The organism is Sphingomonas sp. KR3-1 (genome assembly GCF_040049295.1).
In the GTDB taxonomy this organism is placed as follows: domain Bacteria; phylum Pseudomonadota; class Alphaproteobacteria; order Sphingomonadales; family Sphingomonadaceae; genus Sphingomonas.
Map to the genome: position 1 here is coordinate 2327176 of NZ_JBDZDQ010000001.1, position 16836 is coordinate 2344011.

The following is a 16836-nucleotide window of genomic DNA, read 5'->3' on the forward strand; positions in this document are numbered from 1 at the left end:
CGTGCCCAGGCCGCCGATCGTCTCGAAGCGCAAGGCAGAGGCGACCGGCGCCTCCGCGGTCGGCGCCTCGGCCGTCGGCGCGCTCGCGCTCGCGTCGGTGGCGCTTGCCGGCTTCGCGCTCGGCGCCGTCGCGGTGGGAGCGGTGGCGATCGGGCGGTTGCGGATTGGCAAGGCGCGGATCGGCAAGCTGCGCATCGACGAGCTCGAGATCGGCAGGCTGGTCCAGCACGACGAGACCGACACCGACGCGTGACGGCGCCGCCGCGCGCGGCTATGCGCCGTGCATGCGCACCGTCACGCTCGCCCTGCTCGCCGCCTGCGCCGGCATCGCGCTCTATTCGATCATGGACGCCGTGATGAAGGGGCTGAGCCTTGGCATCGGCGCCTATGCCGCGATCTTCTGGCGGCTGGTCGCGGGCGTCATGATCATGACGCCGCTGTTCGTCGCCACCCGCCAGCGCATGCCGAGCGCGCAGGTGCTCGGGATCCACGCGATCCGCAGCGCCGTGATCGCGGTGATGGCGATCGGCTTCTTCTGGGGCATCGCCCGCGTGCCGCTGGCCGAGGCGATCGCGCTCACCTTCATCGCCCCGCTGATCGCGCTCGGCCTCGCCGCCTTGGTCCTGCACGAGAAGATCGGCCCGCGCTCGATCCTCGGCTCGCTGCTCGGGCTGGCGGGCGTGGCGATCATCCTCGCCGGCCAGCTTGGCGCGCCGCACCGGCCCGATTCGGCGCTCGGCATGCTCGCGATCCTCACCTCGGCGGTGTTCTATGCGGTCAACCTCGTCATCGCGCGCCACCAGGCGCAGCATGCCGGGCCGATCGAGATCGCGTTCTTCCAGAACTGGATCATCCTGGCGCTGTTCGCGCTGCCCGCGCCCTGGCTGCTCCAGCTGCCCGCGCCGGGGCAATGGCCGCTGGTCGGCCTTTCCGCGGCGCTCGCGATCGTCTCGCTGATGCTGCTCTCCTGGGCCTATGCCCGGGCCGAGGCGCAGATCCTGCTCACCGTCGAATATACCGCCTTCATCTGGGCGGCGATCATGGGCTGGCTGTTCTTCCGCGAGCCGCTGACCGCGGTGACCGTCGCCGGCACCTTGCTGATCGTCGCCGGATGCTGGATGGCGGCGCGGGGCCAGCCTGCGCCGGCCGAGCATGTGGAGCCTGCCCTGTCATGATCACGATCCGCCCCGCCACCCCCGATGACGTCGCGCTGATCCTCGATCTCGTCCGCGCGCTCGCTTTGTACGAGCGCGAGCCCGATGCAGTGACTGCGACCGAGCCGATGCTGACCAGGGCGCTGTTCGGCGACCGGCCGTTCGCCGAGGCAGTGATCGCGGAGGCCGATGGCGAACCCGTCGGCTTCGCGTTGTTCTTCTTCAACTTCTCGACCTGGACCGGCAAGCCGAGCCTCTATCTTGAAGACCTGTTCGTGCGTCCCGAGGCGCGCGGCAGGGGCGCGGGCAAGGCGTTGCTCCAGCATCTCGCCGGTATCGCGCTCGACCGGGACTGTGGCCGCTTCGAGTGGTCGGTGCTCGACTGGAACACTCCGGCAATCGATTTCTACCGGGCGATGGGCGCCGAGCCGATGGATGAATGGACGATTCAGCGCGTCTCAGGCGATGCCCTGGTCGCGCTGGCGGGGCGCAACTGATGGCCTGGGTGCTCCTCATCCTCGGCGGCCTGTTCGAGGTCGGCTTCACCACCTGTCTTCGCTATGCAGACGGCTTCCGCAACATCCCCTGGACGCTCGGCTTCCTCGTCTCGGTGACGCTGTCGATGGTGCTGCTCGAGCTCGCCGCGCGCACCATCCCGATGGGCACCGCCTATGCGATCTGGACCGGCATCGGCGCGCTCGGCACGGTGATCATCGGCATGCTCTGGTTCGGCGAGCCCTTCACCCTGGTCCGCAGCCTGCTGATCCTCGGGGTCGTCGCCTGCATCGCCGGCCTCAAGCTGACGGCGCACTGAGATGGCGGTGGACGAGGGCCTTGTCGCCTGGGTCACCGAAGCGCTCGAGCCGCTCGGCAGCGTGACGATGCGCAAGATGATGGGCGGCGCGATCCTCTACATGGAGGGCAGGGCCTTCGCGCTGGTCCATGACGGCGAGCTGTGGATCAAGGCCGATGCCGAGAGCAACGCGACCTGGGATGCGGCCGGCCACACCGATCGCTTCACCGTCACCTTCAAGGACGGCAGTGTCGACCAGATGAATTATCGCCGCGCGCCAAGCGACACCTATGACGATGCCGATGCGCTGCGCGAATGGGCAGGGCTGGGGATCGCGGCAGGGCTGAGGGCGCCGAAGAAGAAGCCCAAGGCGAAGAAGAAATAAATTCCTCCCCCAGCTTGTCTGGGGGAGGGGGACCGCGCCCGAAGGGCGTGGTGGAGGGGCGCGGCGGGCACCGCCGCGTTGCGGCGGCCCTCCACCATTCGCTGGCGCGAATGGTCCCCTCCCCGGGCAAGCTCGAGGAGGAATTAAACCCTATCCCCCCAGCACGTTGATCGTGAACGCCAATATCCCCAGGTTGAACACGAACGCCGCCAGGCAATGCCCGGTCACCACGCGGCGCATGCGGCGCTCGTTGATCGTCACGTCGCTGGTCTGGAAGGTCATGCCCAGGCAGATCGCGAAATAGAGGAAGTCCCAGTAGTCGGGCTCGCGCGTGTCCGGGAATTGCAGCCCGCCGGTATCGCCGCCGCCGCGCTTCTCGATGTAGAAGAGATGGGCATAGTGCAGCGCGTAGATCACGTTGCTGAACACCCAGCTCAGGATCAGTGTGGCGACGATCACCGGCGGCGCCCAGGGGTGGTTCTTGGCGTTGCTCATCAGCTCGCTGGCGATCGAGGCGAAAACCGCGATGCCCACCATCACCGTGATCAGCAGCAGCATCGCGCGGTTGCCGTCGTTGCGGCAGGCGCTCTCGCGCATGTTGCTTGCGCGGTGATGGAGCAGCGGGCTCAGCGCGAGCAGGAAGATGATCGCGCCGGCGTCGAACGCGGCCATGATCCCGATGCGCAGGCCGAATGCGGGGATCGCGAACCACGCCGCGATGGCCGTGACCGCGAGGAACAGCAGGAAGCGCGGCGGCGCGATGATGTTGCCGACGCTGCGGATGCGCTGGTGCCTGTGGTTCATCGGCGGACCAGCCAGCAGCGGGCGATCGATCCGGGGAGTGCGAGGGCCAGGAGCATCATCCGCGCATCATGGGCCGATCGCGCGGCGCCGTGAAGAGGGCGATGCGCCGGCCGACGACTGCGCGCAGCCGCCGGCCGGCGGAATGCTCAGGCGGCCTCCTTGGCCTTCTTCGCGGCTTCGATCGCTTCGAGCACGATCCGGCGGGCTTCCTCGGCATCGCCCCACTGGCCGATGCGCACCCACTTCTCGGACTCGAGGTCCTTGTAGTGCTTGAAGAAGTGCTCGATCTGCTGGAGCACGATCGAGGGCAGGTCCTGCCGCTCGCCGATGTCCGAATAGTAAGGGAAGGTGCTGTCGACGGGGACGCAGATCAGCTTCTCGTCGCCGCCGGCCTCGTCCTCGAGCTTGAGCACGCCGATCGGGCGCGCGCGCACGACGCAGCCCGGCACGAAGGGCGAGCGCGCGATGACGAGCGCGTCAAGCGGATCGCCGTCGGGCGACAGCGTGTGCGGCACGAAGCCGTAATTCGCCGGGTAGCGCATCGGCGTGTGCAGGATGCGGTCGACGAACAGCGCGCCGCTCGCCTTGTCGAACTCGTACTTCACCGGCTCACCGCCGACGGGAACCTCGATGATCACATTGAGGCTGTTCGGCGGATCGTCGCCCACCGGAATCAAATCGATACGCACGCTATGCTTTCCTTAAGCTGGGCGGTTGCGCCCCCCAGTTTCACTTCGGCTGGAGGAGCTTATCCAGGCCAGCCTCTCCTTGGCTTATCTTTTCGAGGTGCGGATAGCGCAGGCCATCGTGATAGTCGATGGCAACATCGCGGTAGCGCGAGCCGCGCTTCAGGGTCAGCTTGATCGGCGCCTTGCCGCCCTTGGCGGCCTTCACTGCGTCCTTCAGCTTGTCGCTCGAATAGGCCTCGCCGTTCACCGCGACGATCTCGTCGGCGAGCGTGATGCCCGCGTCGAAGGCCGGGCTGCCCCACATCACGCCAGAGATGCCCTTCATGCCGATCGACAGGCCGAGCGAATAGGAAAGGTCGGTGCCGCCGCCGCGCATCGTGCTCTTGTTGGGGGTGTCGTTGTAGACCAGCTTGTAGCCGCCCCGCTCGAAGCCCTTGAGCGGCGCGCGCTCGGAAACCTGGTTGACCCGCTCGTCGAGGAACTTGTGCCAGTCATAGGGTACGACCTGGTTGAGCGTCGCGACGACGTCGTCGAAATTGTAGGTGACCTCGCCATAATCGCCGTCGCGGCCGCCGAAGAAGATGCGCGCGAAGTCGTCGATCGACTTGGTGCCGCCGGACTTCTCGCGGATCACCGAATCGACGTCCATCCAGATCAGCAGGCCCTCGTTGTAATAGTCCTCGCTGCGCTGCCAACTGGTCCAGCCCTTGGGCGCACGCGCCGTGATCACCGGATCGTTGGTGGTATCGACCATCGGGCGCCATTCGCGGCCCTTGCGCTGGTCCAGGCTGGCGGCGATGCCGGCATAGGCCTCGAGCGTGTCGGCCTTGCTCACCAGGCCCGAACGCGCCTGGAGCACATAGCCCCAGAACTGGGTCTGGCCCTCATAGACCCAGAGCAGGCTGCCGCGCATCGGCGTGCGGAAATCGGGCGTCCACAGGTCGGCGCCGCGGCGATACTTGCCGTCCCAGCTATGCGTATATTCGTGCGGCAGCAGGTTTCGGCTCGTCGTCTTCTCGTCCCACTTGGTGAAGAAGCCCAGGCCCGTGCCGTCCTCGGAGCTGCGATGATGCTCCACGCCGATCCCGCCCAGCTCGTCGCTGATCGAGAACAGGAAGCGGTAATGGTCGTAATGCTCGACGCCGAAGGTCTTCTTGGCCTGGTCGACCAGGTTCTTGAGCGTATCGACCTGCGCCGGCGTCGCCGTCAGCTCCTCGGCCGTGTCGGCATAGGTCTCGACCGAGACGCGGTCGCTCAGCTTGATCTGGCGGTAGTAGCGGCCGGCGAGCACCGGCGAATCCATCAGCACGTCGTAGTTGGTCTTGTCGTAGCTGTAGACATTGCCGTCCACCTTGGCGTCCACCGCCGAGGAAGCGGTCCAGCCGGCGGGATAGGTCACCTTGGCCTGGATCGGGATGCGGCGGGTGAAATAGCCGGCCGGATAGAGGCTCAGCGAGAAGAACTGCACGCTCGCCAGGTTCGGCGTCATCACGATGCGGCCCTGGTCGCCCACCGTCGCCGAGACGAAGTTGAAGCTGACGTCGAGCTTCTTGGCGCCTGCCGGCACGTCGATGTGGAAGGCGAAGACGTCCACGGGATCGCGCTTCCACGGGATCACCTTGCCGTTCGCCTTGATGACGAGGCCGCCCAGCTTCTCGATCTCGCCGCGCGGCCCGTGCTTGCCGGGGATCCACTTCGGATAGAGCAGCACCATGTGCCCGCTCTTCGCGACGGGGATCGTCTCCTTGACGGTGAAGATGCCGCGCAGAGTGTCGGTCGCGTCGATGTCGAGCGTCAGCGTGCCAGGATAGGCGATGTCGCGCGCGTCGGGGATCGTGTTGGGATAGGGCGCGGTCTGCACCGGTGCGGAGTTCTGGGCCCCCGAATTCTGGGCCAGCGCGGGGCCGGAGACGGAAGCGAGCAGGGCAACTGCGGCGAGCGCACGGATCATGGGGGGAAGCGACCTCATCTTTGTCTGAGTTGGCGGGTCATAGGACCCTCCGGGCAGAGGCGTAAAGGCCTGCGCGTATCGGCAATCCTTCACGGGACGCTAACCATTGCGCGCTAGCTGTTTCCGCCATGTATCACGATCCCCAGCTGGCTTCCGGAGCCAAGGCAGATCCGCGCCCGCGCTCGGCGGTGAGCACGGGTGTCGGCATGGCGGGCCTTGCCGGCATGACCCTGTGGACCGTGATCGCCAGCATCTACCGGATCGACGGCCCCTATTCGGCGATGGTCAACGTCTTCGCCTGCGCCATTCCCATGGTCCTCTGGTCGCTGCTCGTCGACAAGGTACATCTGAGCCCGACGACGGGCATCGACTGGTCCTCGCAGCGCAGGCTCAAGGACACGCTCGACATCTCGGTGACCAAGCTCACCGGGCTGTGGCTCACCTGGGGCGGCATCGCGGTGATCTACGCCACCTTCCGCTTCTGGTGGACCGGCCGCTACGCCAATTTCTCCTTCTCGATCTGGTGCATCGAGATGGCCGCGCCGGCGCTGTTCTTGCTCTCCGTCCCCTATGTCCTCTGGCTCGACCGCAAGCTGGTCGAGCCGCGCGACGGCGCCTGGCATCTCGGCGCTTGGCTGATGGGCCTCAAGGAGCCGATCGACCGCAAGGCGATCCAGAACCATCTGCGCAGCTGGGCGGTGAAGGGCTTCTTCCTCGCCTTCATGATCTCGATCGTCCCGCCCAATTTCGGCGAGTTCGTCGGCTGGGACTTCAGCCGCATGCTCGACAGTCCGGCGGTGATCGCCAACTACTGCATCGCCTTCATGTTCGTGATCGACGTGGCCTTCGCCACCGCAGGTTACGTCCTGACGATGCGCCCGCTCGATTCGCACATCCGCACCGCCACGCCCTATGCGGCGGGCTGGACCGCGGCGCTGATCTGCTACCCGCCCTTCGTGCTGATGAACGAAGGCGGCGTGCTCGATTATCACCCCGGCAGCGCCGACTGGACCTATTGGTTCGCCGGCCATTCCTGGATCCTCGGCGCGCTCGGCGCGGTGCTGGTGATCCTCACCGGCATCTATGCCTGGGCGACGATCGCCTTCGGCCTGCGCTTCTCGAACCTCACCCATCGCGGCATCCTCACCCACGGGCCCTATGCCTGGAGCCGTCACCCGGCCTATCTCGCAAAGAACACCTTCTGGTGGCTCTCAGGCCTGCCCTTCCTCGCCACCACGACCTGGCTGGAAGGATTGCGCAACGCCGCGATCATGGCCGTGGTCAGCGGCATCTATTACTGGCGCGCCCGCACCGAGGAACTGCACCTCGGCAGCGATCCGGCCTATCAGGAATACAGCGCCTGGATGGCGCGCAACGCGCCGGTGCCTCGCTTCTTCGCCTGGCTCGGCAGCAAGCTGCGCCCGGCCTGATCGATTAAATCCTCCCCCGGAGGGGGAGGGGGACCAGCGAAGCTGGTGGAGGGGGCTTGCCGCAGGCGGTGCCCCTCGTGGCGTTCCCTCTCCACCACCGCCTTCGGCGGTGGTCCCCCTCTCCCTCCGGGAGAGGATTTAGGGAATCACCAATCCCCCGCGGCCCCCATCCACAAGGTCACCGCCGCCGCGGCCGCCGTCTCCGCCCGCAGGATCCGCGGCCCCAGCGCGATGCCGATCGCCTGGGGATGCGCCTTGATCGCCGCGCGCTCGCTGTCGTCGAATCCGCCCTCGGGCCCGATCAGGATCGCCGCCGGGCCCGGGTGCGCGCGCATCGCCTCCACCGCGGGCACGCCGCCGGTCTCGTCGGCGAAGAACAGCACGCGCTCCGCCGGCCAGTCGCGCAGCAGCGCCGGCAGCTTCACCATCTCGTCGAGCTTCGGCAGCGCGGTCCGCCCGCATTGCTCGGCCGCCTCGATCATGTGCGCGCGCAGCCGGTCGAGGTTGAGCTTGTCGACCACCGCGCGCCGGGTCAGCACCGGCACCAGCCGGTCGACCCCGAGCTCGCACGCCTTCTCGACGACCCAGTCGATCCGCCCCTTCTTGATCGGCGCGGCGCACAGCCACAGGTCGGGCACCGCCTCGCGCTCGCGCAGCCGGTCGGTCACTTCCAGGATCAGGTCGCGCTTGCCGATGGAGCGCGCGACGCCCGCCCATTCGCCGGTGCGGTCGTCGAACAGCTTGACCGCCTCGCCCAGCTTTATCCGCATCACCGCGATCAGGTAATGCGCCTGCGGGCCGTCGATCTTGATCTCGCCGGGCGAGAGTTCGGTCTCGACGAACAGGCGCGGGGCGGATTGGGGCGGCCAGGCGGGCGTAGCGGGCATGGAGCCCGTCTAGCCGCGCCGGCGGGCCCGCGTCACGCGCCTTTACTCGCCCATGCCGCCATCCATGCCGCCGCCGCCCTGGCCCATACCGCCCATGCCGCCACCGCCGCCGCCAAAGCCGCCACCGCCATGCCGGCCGCCGCCTCCACCGCCGCGATGACCGCCACTGCCGCCGCGACCACCCTTGCCGCCGCCCGACCGGAACGACGGCTTCTCCAGCTTGGGCAGCTCGCTCTTCTCGATCTTGCCGTCGCCATTCTTGTCGAGCAGCGCGAAGCGCTTGTCGGCGGCGATGCGGAATTCCTTGGCGTCCACGCCGCGATTGAAGTTGGTGTCGGCTACCGCCACCGGCTCGGGATAGTCGAAATAGCCGAAGCGTGCCGCGCCCTGCGGCACATAGACGGCCTTGCGCGCCGGCGCGTCGCCGCCCTCGCCATCGCCCTCGGTCGATTCGGGCTCCGAGCCCATATAGCTGCCGACCCGGATCATCGGCGCGATCACCGTCTCGTAATATTCCAGGTCGTCGGGATCGATCTCGCCGTCCTTGCCGCGGTCGAGCACCGCGAAGAAGCGTGCCGCATCGGCTTCCATCTCGTCCTGGGTCAGCACCCCGTCATGGTTCTTGTCGGCCTGGTCGAACCAGATATTGGGCGCATCGGGCCCGCGGAACGGCTCGCCCATCGGGCTGATGAAGAAATTGACCGTGTCGTCGGCGAGCGCCGGCGTGGCGAAGGCGGCAAGCGTCAGGCTGGCGAGAAGAAGGCGCATCGTTCGATTCCAGGGTGCAGGGGTGCCCATGCTGCCCGTGCACCCCGATTGTCGCAGAATTATGCCCGATTGTTGCGGGCTTGATCTTTGCGCGCCGGCGAGCGTGTCAGCCGCTCGCGTGGGGATCGGCGAACGTGACCGCGAATGCGTTCGAGCGCTCGACCAGCACATTATGATAGGCGGAAAGCACAGATTTGATCTTCGTCTTGCTGAGCGGCGTCGTGCTGAGGACGCAGGCCCCCGCACAGGGATCGCCTTCGACGGTTATCGTCGCGTAGGTGCCCAGCAGGTGGCCAGACGAAAAGGAAGTGGCAGGCACGCGGAACACCAGTGACATGTCCGCATGGGGATCCGTGCTGATGATGCGGACGCAGAGATGTTCGCCGGAGATACGTACCGATCCCTGCGGATATGCGCGGAGCTTCAGGATGCCTTCCTGCGTCAGCGCCTTGGTTCGGGCGCGAAGCGCGAAGGGAAAGAGCCCGTAAATCTCCAGCTTGCCGCCCTTTGGGAGATTGCCCGGTTCCCAGACGGAAAGATAATAACAATACCACTCGCGCTTCACGCTGAACCAGGTTCGATGCGCGCCCTGTCGGAGCAGGTTTTTTGCAGCAAATGGCAAGATCCGTCCGGCGAAAACGCCGATGACGACAGTTATCACCCAGACGAATATGTCGGTCGGAATGTTATTCCACTGTATCGGCATGTGTCCCCCACCGATTCCCCACCCTAGCAACTACGCCCTGCATGACAACCCGGCGCCTTGGCAAATCGGCCCGGGCTATTTTCCGATTCGTCGCGGGCGCTTGATTTCCGCTCCCATCGCGGGGAGGACGGGGCATGGCCGAAGCGCAGCAGATCGTACCCGATACCGAGCATCGCGGGCTGGTGGGCCTGCTTCCCGCCGCCGCACGACCCTATGCGCTGCTCGCGCGCTTCGATCGCCCGATCGGCTGGTGGCTGCTGTTCTGGCCCGGCGCCTGGGCCGTCGCGCTGTCGGGGGGTGCGGTGGCGCGCTGGGATCTGGTCCTGTGGCTGCTGCTCGGTGCCATCGCGATGCGCGGCGCGGGCTGCGTCTATAACGACGTCGTCGATCGCGACCTCGACCGGCAGGTGGCGCGTACCCGTAGCCGCCCGGTGGCGAGCGGCGCGGTCTCGGTGAAGAGCGCCGCGCTCTGGCTCGCCGCGCTCTGCCTCATCGGGCTGCTGGTCTGGTTCCAGCTCCACTGGCCGGCGCGGCTGGTCGCGCTCGCCAGCATCGCGCCGGTCGCCGCCTATCCCTTCATGAAGCGGATCACCTGGTGGCCCCAGGCCTGGCTCGGGCTGGTCTTCTCCTGGGCGGCGTTGGTTGGTTGGATCGAGATCGGCAGCCAGCCGCTGCTCCCGCTCGCCTTGCTCTATGCCGGCTGCATCGCCTGGGTGATCGGCTATGACACGATCTACGCCGTCCAGGATATCGAGGACGATGCGCTGGTCGGCGTCCGCTCCTCGGCCCGGGCGATGGGCGGCCATGTCCGCGGCGGCGTCGCGCTCTTCTACCTTGCCGCGCTCGGCTGCTGGGCGGCGGCGATCTGGCAGCTCCGCCCCGATCCGCTCGCGCTGGCCGCGCTCGTGCCGATGGCGCTCCACCTGCTCTGGCAGGTCGCCACGCTCGATCCGCGCGACGGCGCCAGCGCGCTTGCCCGCTTCCGCTCGAACCGCAATGCCGGGCTGCTGATGTTCGCCGCGTGCTTCGTTGTCGGCCAGACGCTTTGACGTGGCGCGTCCGCATACCTAAGTCGGCGCGATGCTGACCATTTCCGAAGCCTGTGACCGCGCCGCCGATATCGTCTCGCGCGCCCGCGCCGCCGGCGCCGACGCCGCCGATGCCGTGTTCGCCGCCGACAGCTCGCAATCGGTCTCGGTCCGCATGGGCGCGCTCGAGGATGTCGAGCGTTCGGAGAGCGAGGAGCTCGGCCTGCGCGTGTTCGTCGGCAGCCGCTCGGCCAGCGTCTCCACCTCGGACCTGAGCAGCGCCGCGCTCGACATGCTCGTCGAGCGTGCCGTCGCGATGGCGCGCGAGGCGCCCGAGGACAAATGGGCCGGCCTCGCGCCGCAGGAGCGCCTGCTCCACGGCCAGCCGCCGATGCTCGACCTCGACGACGGCGCCCATGTCGATCCCGCCAGCCTCAAGGCGCTGGCGCTGGTCGCCGAGGAAGCGGCGCGCGGCGTCGCCGGCGTCACCAACAGCGAGGGCGCCAGCGCCGGCGCCTCGCGCTCGGTGATGACGCTCGCCACCTCGCACGGCTTCACCGGCGGCTATGCGCAGACCAGCCACGGCATCTCGGCCAGCGTCCTCGCCGGCAGCGGCGGCGGCATGGAGCGCGACTACGCGCACCACTCCGCTCGCCACGCCTCCGCGCTCGAAGCGCCGGACGCGATCGGCCGCCTCGCCGGCGAGCGTGCGGTGGCGCGGCTCGATCCGGCGAAGATCCCCAGCGGCGCGATGCCGGTGGTGTTCGATCGCCGCGTCTCGGCCGGGCTGATCGGCCATTTCCTCGGCGCGATCGGCGGCGCCGCGATCACCCGCAAGACCAGCTTCCTGCTCGATTCGCTCGGCAAGCAGGTGTTCGCCCGGGGCGTGAGCATCTGCGACGATCCGCACCGCCCGCGCGGCCTGCGCTCGCGTCCGTTCGATGGCGAGGGGCTGCCGGTCCAGCCGGTCACCCTGGTCGATGCCGGCATGCTCGAGACCTGGCTGCTCGACAGTGCCTCGGCCCGCCAATTGGGGCTCGAGCCGACCGGCCATGCCGCGCGCGGCATCGGCGGCGCGCCCGGCGTCGCGCCGTCCAACCTGTTCATGGAAGCGGGGCACATCCCTGCCGAGACGCTGGTCGGCGAGATCGAATACGGCATCCTCGTCACCGAGCTGATCGGCCAGGGCGTCAACGGCGTGACCGGCGATTACAGCCGCGGCGCCGCCGGCTTCCTGATCGAGAAGGGCGAGATCACCCGCCCGGTCTCGGAGATCACCATCGCCTCGAACCTCAAGGACATGTTCCTCAACCTGACCCCGGCGAGCGACCTCGAGTTCCGCTACGGGATCAACGCGCCGACGATCCGTATCGACGGGATGACGATCGCCGGTGCCTGAAGCGGGCCTCGCCTCCCGGGTCGCGGCGATCGCCGCCGAGGCGGGCCGCCTCGCCATGGCGCGGTGGGAAACCGAGTTCAGGCGCTGGGAGAAGGTCCCGGGCAGCCCGGTCTGCGATGTCGATCTCGAGCTCGACGCGCTGCTCCGCCAGCGGCTCGAGGCGCTGCTCCCCGATGCCGGCTGGCTGTCCGAGGAGACCGCCGACAATCGCGATCGCCTGTCCGCGCGGCGGATCTGGGTGGTCGATCCGATCGACGGCACCCGCGACTATCTCCGCCACCGTCCCGGCTGGGCAGTCTCGGTCGCGCTGGTCGAGGATGGCCGGCCGGTGATCGGCGTGCTCGATTCGCCGGCCCGCGGCGAGGCCTGGATCGCCGAGGCGGGCAAGGGCGCCTATCGCAACGGCGTGCGGCTCGCGGTCACGCCGCGCGACCGGCTCGCCGGCGCGCGCGTGCCCGCCGACCAGCTGCCCAAGGTCGATCAGGACCTGACCATGGTCGACAGGCCCAATTCGATCGCGTTGCGCATCGCGATGGTCGCGGCGGGCGAGGCCGATCTGGTCGCCACGATCCGCTGGGGCAATGAATGGGATGTCGCCGCCGCGGTGCTGCTCGGGCGCGAGGCCGGGGCGGCGATCACCGACGCGCTCGGCCATCCGCTCGCCTTCAACACGCCGAGCGGCCAGGCCTTCGGCGTCCTCGCCAGCGCACCGGGCATCCACGCCGCCGCCGTCGAGCGGCTCCGCGACCGTGCCGAAACGGGCGTCAAAACCTAACATACATCAGTTGCAATCTGCGCCAAACGGCGCATCCTGACTATTGGATCAAGATCCTCAAGAAGATCGATCCAACCCGCTAAAGGCGGCAAGGGGGGTGTGGAGTTGGCGAGCGTGACGGGCGCGTTCATCGCGCAGTGCATTACCAATCTCGAGCTTCAGATATTGGAAGCCGATGCGCGCTTCACTGACGCTGTTCAGCGCGACGAGGAAGAACTTCGCGCCTTCAACATTCTGCAGTTAACCCACGAAGAAGATCGCGTCACGAACGCGCGCCACATCGAGAATCTGCAGCTATATCGCGAGCCTTTCGTCATCGTGAAGCGCTATGTCCGCGCCGATGGCTCGGTCTGCTGGGTGCGCAACCATGTCTCGTGCACCAGCAACGGGGCCGGCGGCACCGTGTATCTGGCGACGGTCGAGCTGATCGAGCCGCCGGAGGAGGGCGAGCGCGCGCTGGTCGGCGTCGCCAAACGGATGCTCAAGCGCCGCGAGCTGCGCTGCATCCGCTTCGGAGAGGACATCTTCAGTGAAGTCGCCGCCGATATCCTGATCGACCTGTTCGTCAGCGAGCATATGAGCCGCGACGTCTATGTGTCGAGCGCTTGCCTGGCGAGCCATGTGCCGCCGTCCACCGCGCTTCGCCACCTCGCGCTGCTCGAGGAGCGGGGCCTGGTCGCGCGGGTCGCCGATCCGTTCGACAAGCGGCGCTTCATGCTCGGGCTCACCCCGTGCGGCCGCGACAAGGTGATTGCGCTGCTCGAGGCCGTAAAGCGCACCGAAGCCATCTGAGCGCTACCGCGCCTGGCGCTCGGCCACCGCTATCAGTGCAGTCGACGGGATCGGCAGGATTGCCCGATCCCCGGCCATCCGCCGCACCTCTTCCACCACCGCCGCCTGCTGCGCCGCGGAAAGCGCCACCCAGTCCTGGCTCATCCCGAACAGGGTCTCGGGTCGGTCGAGCGCCTCGACCCGCAGCTCGAAGTCATGCGTCACCGCGTCGATGGCCGGATCGCGAAAGCCCGCATCGACCAGCGCCGCCGCCAGCCATTCGGGATCGCCCAGCGCCACCGCGCCTTCGGGCAGCTTGTTCTTGCCGTCGAGCTTGGGAAACAGCCGCCGCCGGATCTGCGAGAGCAGCAGGAAGGTCGCCGCGCCTTCGCTCTGCCAGGTGGCGAGCACGCCCAGCCCGCCGGGCCGGGTCACCCGCGCCATCTCCACCAGGCCCTTGCGCCAGTCGGGGAACAGGATGACGCCGAACACCGAGAAGACGGCATCGAAGGAGGCATCGGGCAGGTCGAGCGCCTGCCCGTCCATCACCCTGGCCTCGACATTCGCCAGCCCCGCCGCCGCGATCCTCGCGACCATGCCGGCCGAGAAGTCGGTCGCCAGCACCTGCGCGCCGCTGCGGGCCGCGGCCAGCGCCAGCGCACCGGTCCCGGCGGCGACGTCGAGCACGCGCATTGCCGGGGTCAGCGTCACGCGGGCCAGCGCATCCTCGGCGAAGCGCGACGTGAAGGGATGGGCGGTCGCCTCGTAGGTGGCGGCGGCGTCATCCCAATGGCCGGGGATCTCGTGCTTGTTCTCGGTCACTGGCATGCCTTTCACGAATCATGTAACATCATAAGTATCGTGAAATGCGCCGCTTGCCAATCGCGCTTGTCTGCCCGAGGAGTTCCAGCATGCGCAAGGACAGCCGCCTCTCCCGCATGCTCCACGTGCTGCTCCACATGGCACGGCACGACGGGCCGATGACCTCCGAGCATATCGGGGCGATGCTCCAGACCAACCCGGTCGTCGTCCGCCGGACGATGGCCGGGCTGCGCGACGCCGGCTATGTCCGCTCGGAAAAGGGCCATGGCGGGGGCTGGGCGATCGCCGCCGATCTGGAGCAGGTGTCGCTGCTGGATATCCACCGCGCGGTGGGCGGCCCGAGCCTGTTCGCGATCGGCAATGAGCACGCCAGCCCGGCCTGCGCGGTCGAGGCGGCGGTCAATGAAGCGCTGGAGGATGCCCTGCGCGAAGCGGAGGCGCTATTGCTCGCCCGGCTCGGCACGGTCAGCCTGGCCGAGCTCGCCCGCCGCTTCGACGCGCGCTGCGCCTAGCCCTCGTCGCCCTGGTAGCGGATCTGCAGATAGCGCCCGCGCGTCGCCAGCGCGTCGAGGTCGCCCTGCGCCAGCTGCGCGGTCATCTCGGCGATCTCGTCGTCGATCAGCTGCAGCCCCTGCGCCAGCTGCTGGTCCGGGGTCAGCCCGTTGCGCTCCACCCGCCGCAGCGGCTCGGGGACGCGGGCATAGCCCTTGACCAGCTCGGGCAGCTGCTCGCCGACCAGCTTGCGCACTTCCACCGCCGCCGGGCTGTTCTCGTCGAGCGCCGCCAGCTGCGGGCTCAGCGTCTCGAGCTTCACTCCGATCGAATCGACCAGCCCGCGCACCGGCGCGGGCAGGGCGGGGCGCTGCGTCTCGAGCCAGCGCTCGGTGCTGCGCGGCAGTGCCTTGAGCGGGATCTCGGCGAGCTTCTCGACATTCACCGGCGCGCTCGCCGGCATCACCGCGAACACCAGGGTCGCGGCGACCAGCAGCAGCGCGACCAGCATCGCGCCCATCATCCCGAGCGGCGCCACCGCCAGCGCGAAGACGATCGCGCCGATGAGGATCACCCCGTCCGCCGCGGCGATCCGCCCGATCCGGCGGACCACTTCGGCTTCCTTGTGCTGGCGGCTGCGGCCCGACACGGCGAGGTCGGTGCGCGCGCGCGACCGCTCGAGCACGTCGGCCGCGCGCTGGCTTACCCGATCGACATCGGTGGGCATCGGCCTACATCGCCTCCAGCTTGAACGTCTCCGCCCCGCCCGAGACCTGGTTCTGCGCCGCGCCCTCGGCCCGCGCGATATAGCCCTTCGACTTCTCGACTTCGTTCGACAGCGTGTTGACCGTGGTCTTCATGCTGTCGAGCGCCTTCATCTTGAACGTGTCGATCGCATCCATCGTGTCATAGATGTTCTGGAATGCGCGCTGCAGCGTCTCCACCGGGATCGTCGAGTTCGCCGCCTGCTCGTGGATCGCCGCCGACTGGCTCTTGAGCAGCGCGCCGGTCGAATCGATCAGCCCGGCGGTGGTCGAGTTGAGCGCGGTGATCTGGTCGAGCACCAGCTTCTGGTTGGTCAGCGCCTGCGCCACGGTCACCGCGGTGCGCAGCGCCGAAACGGTCGTCGTGGACGCGCGGTCGACGCCCTTCACCAGCTCGACATTGTTCTTCTTGACCAGGTCGAGCGCCAGATAGCCCTGCACCGTCACCGCCATCTGGGTGAGCAAATCCTGGGTGCGCTGGCGGACATAGAAGAGCGCGGTCTCGCGCAGCGCCTTGGCCTTGGCCGGGTCGCTATGGTCGAGCTCGTTGGCCTTGTCCTCGATCTTCGCGTCCATCGCCTTGGACAGATAGATCATCTGCTCGAGCCGCCCCATCGCGGCCCACAAATTGGTCCGCTCGGTATCGATCGCGGCATTGTCCATCAGCAGCTCGTCCTTGCCGTTGCTCAAGGATTTGAGGATGCCGTTGATGTGCGTCTGCGATGATTGGTACTTGCGGAAATACTGCGTCATCCCGCCGCCGAACAGCTTCGAGAGGAAGCCCTGGTTCCCGCCGATCAGCTTGCCGTTCTGGCTGGGATCGAGCTCCTCCACCTTCTTGCGCAGCGCGAGCAGGTCGGCGCCGACGCCGTCATTGCCCATCGCCTTGACCGGCCGGTCGAGGAAGCGGTTGGACTGGCCCGCGGCGTCGCGGATCTCCTTCTGCCCCATCGCCGCGATCGCATCGACGCGCTTGCCGAACTCAGGGCTGTTGACGTCCTGCGCGACGAGGTCGTCGATGAAGCTGTCGACCCGCGCTTCCAGCTCGGTCTTCTTCGTGTCGTCCACCGGCACCAGCCCGGCCGCCTTTTCGGGCGCCACGACCTTCACCGGTTCGGGCGGGGTCAGCACCAGATCCTGTTCGGCAACCACGGGTTCGCTCGCCATTCTCACGTCTCCAAAGCCGTTCGCGCCCAGCATAGGGGCATCGGGACGGCA

At 67.9% G+C, this 16836-nt stretch carries 20 protein-coding genes; 11 read left to right on the forward strand and 9 right to left on the reverse strand.

The window, feature by feature from the left end:
- The first annotated feature begins 1 nt into the window (after position 1).
- From ABLE38_RS11500 to ABLE38_RS11520, 5 genes are read left to right on the forward strand one after another with little or no spacing between them, the layout of a single operon-like run.
- Entirely contained in the window at positions 2-253 is a 252-nt protein-coding gene (locus ABLE38_RS11500; RefSeq protein ID WP_348974277.1) for a hypothetical protein, read from the forward strand.
- Positions 254-284: 31 nt separating this feature from the next.
- Positions 285-1175, forward strand: a complete 891-nt coding sequence (locus ABLE38_RS11505) for a DMT family transporter (RefSeq protein ID WP_348974278.1) — start codon at positions 285-287, stop codon at positions 1173-1175.
- Positions 1172-1651, forward strand: a complete 480-nt coding sequence (locus ABLE38_RS11510) for a GNAT family N-acetyltransferase (protein ID WP_348974279.1) — start codon at positions 1172-1174, stop codon at positions 1649-1651. The genes ABLE38_RS11505 and ABLE38_RS11510 overlap by 4 nt, the downstream gene beginning before the upstream one ends.
- The gene (locus ABLE38_RS11515; protein WP_348974280.1) at positions 1651-1968 is read left to right on the forward strand and encodes a multidrug efflux SMR transporter; all 318 of its coding nucleotides are present in this window, start codon (positions 1651-1653) and stop codon (positions 1966-1968) included. Before ABLE38_RS11510 ends, ABLE38_RS11515 begins: the two co-directional genes overlap by 1 nt.
- 1 nt (position 1969) lies before the next feature.
- The gene (locus tag ABLE38_RS11520; protein WP_348974281.1) at positions 1970-2332 is read left to right on the forward strand and encodes a TfoX/Sxy family protein; all 363 of its coding nucleotides are present in this window, start codon (positions 1970-1972) and stop codon (positions 2330-2332) included.
- A gap of 150 nt (positions 2333-2482) precedes the next feature.
- Here the strand turns inward: ABLE38_RS11520 and ABLE38_RS11525 are convergent, their stop codons facing one another.
- The 3 genes from ABLE38_RS11525 to ABLE38_RS11535 all read right to left on the reverse strand — a co-directional run bounded on the left by ABLE38_RS11525 (position 2483) and on the right by ABLE38_RS11535 (position 5776).
- The gene (locus ABLE38_RS11525; RefSeq protein WP_348974282.1) at positions 2483-3136 is read right to left on the reverse strand and encodes a DUF1345 domain-containing protein; all 654 of its coding nucleotides are present in this window, start codon (positions 3134-3136) and stop codon (positions 2483-2485) included.
- A 146-nt stretch (positions 3137-3282) separates the two neighbouring features.
- On the reverse strand, positions 3283-3825 hold the full coding sequence (ppa, locus tag ABLE38_RS11530; protein WP_348974283.1) for an inorganic diphosphatase: 543 nt from the start codon (positions 3823-3825) through the stop codon (positions 3283-3285).
- Positions 3826-3865: 40 nt separating this feature from the next.
- The gene (locus ABLE38_RS11535) at positions 3866-5776 is read right to left on the reverse strand and encodes a collagenase (RefSeq protein WP_348974284.1); all 1911 of its coding nucleotides are present in this window, start codon (positions 5774-5776) and stop codon (positions 3866-3868) included.
- 128 nt (positions 5777-5904) lie between these two features.
- Here ABLE38_RS11535 and ABLE38_RS11540 point away from each other — a divergent pair, with 128 nt between their 5' ends.
- A complete protein-coding gene (locus tag ABLE38_RS11540) occupies positions 5905-7206 on the forward strand; it encodes a DUF1295 domain-containing protein (RefSeq protein ID WP_348974285.1) in 1302 nt (433 codons plus the stop codon).
- Positions 7207-7352: 146 nt separating this feature from the next.
- Here the strand turns inward: ABLE38_RS11540 and ABLE38_RS11545 are convergent, their stop codons facing one another.
- The 3 genes from ABLE38_RS11545 to ABLE38_RS11555 all read right to left on the reverse strand — a co-directional run bounded on the left by ABLE38_RS11545 (position 7353) and on the right by ABLE38_RS11555 (position 9567).
- Positions 7353-8093, reverse strand: a complete 741-nt coding sequence (locus ABLE38_RS11545) for a 16S rRNA (uracil(1498)-N(3))-methyltransferase (protein WP_348974286.1) — start codon at positions 8091-8093, stop codon at positions 7353-7355.
- A gap of 42 nt (positions 8094-8135) precedes the next feature.
- Entirely contained in the window at positions 8136-8861 is a 726-nt protein-coding gene (locus ABLE38_RS11550; RefSeq protein WP_348974287.1) for a hypothetical protein, read from the reverse strand.
- 106 nt (positions 8862-8967) lie between these two features.
- Positions 8968-9567, reverse strand: a complete 600-nt coding sequence (locus tag ABLE38_RS11555) for a hypothetical protein (protein ID WP_348974288.1) — start codon at positions 9565-9567, stop codon at positions 8968-8970.
- 134 nt (positions 9568-9701) lie between these two features.
- Here ABLE38_RS11555 and ubiA point away from each other — a divergent pair, with 134 nt between their 5' ends.
- The 4 genes from ubiA (at position 9702) to ABLE38_RS11575 (ending at position 13561) form a co-directional block, all read left to right on the forward strand.
- The gene (gene ubiA, locus ABLE38_RS11560; RefSeq protein WP_348974289.1) at positions 9702-10616 is read left to right on the forward strand and encodes a 4-hydroxybenzoate octaprenyltransferase; all 915 of its coding nucleotides are present in this window, start codon (positions 9702-9704) and stop codon (positions 10614-10616) included.
- A gap of 31 nt (positions 10617-10647) precedes the next feature.
- On the forward strand, positions 10648-11994 hold the full coding sequence (locus ABLE38_RS11565; RefSeq protein WP_348974290.1) for a metallopeptidase TldD-related protein: 1347 nt from the start codon (positions 10648-10650) through the stop codon (positions 11992-11994).
- On the forward strand, positions 11987-12769 hold the full coding sequence (locus tag ABLE38_RS11570; protein WP_348974291.1) for a 3'(2'),5'-bisphosphate nucleotidase CysQ: 783 nt from the start codon (positions 11987-11989) through the stop codon (positions 12767-12769). The genes ABLE38_RS11565 and ABLE38_RS11570 overlap by 8 nt, the downstream gene beginning before the upstream one ends.
- Before the next feature lie 114 nt (positions 12770-12883).
- A complete protein-coding gene (locus ABLE38_RS11575; RefSeq protein ID WP_348974499.1) occupies positions 12884-13561 on the forward strand; it encodes a PAS domain-containing protein in 678 nt (225 codons plus the stop codon).
- Between the two features lie 3 nt (positions 13562-13564).
- On the opposite strand, the gene ABLE38_RS11580 is transcribed toward ABLE38_RS11575, so the two are convergent.
- Entirely contained in the window at positions 13565-14368 is an 804-nt protein-coding gene (locus ABLE38_RS11580; protein WP_348974292.1) for a methyltransferase domain-containing protein, read from the reverse strand.
- 83 nt (positions 14369-14451) lie between these two features.
- On the opposite strand from ABLE38_RS11580, the gene ABLE38_RS11585 reads away from it, so the two are divergent.
- Positions 14452-14874: an Rrf2 family transcriptional regulator gene (locus ABLE38_RS11585; protein WP_348974293.1), complete on the forward strand. Its 423-nt coding sequence runs from the start codon at positions 14452-14454 to the stop codon at positions 14872-14874.
- Here the strand turns inward: ABLE38_RS11585 and ABLE38_RS11590 are convergent.
- Positions 14871-15581: a hypothetical protein gene (locus ABLE38_RS11590; RefSeq protein ID WP_348974294.1), complete on the reverse strand. Its 711-nt coding sequence runs from the start codon at positions 15579-15581 to the stop codon at positions 14871-14873. The two genes, ABLE38_RS11585 and ABLE38_RS11590, sit on opposite strands and share 4 nt — an antisense overlap.
- 4 nt (positions 15582-15585) lie before the next feature.
- A complete protein-coding gene (locus ABLE38_RS11595; protein WP_348974295.1) occupies positions 15586-16785 on the reverse strand; it encodes a toxic anion resistance protein in 1200 nt (399 codons plus the stop codon).
- Between the last annotated feature and the right edge of the window lie 51 nt (positions 16786-16836).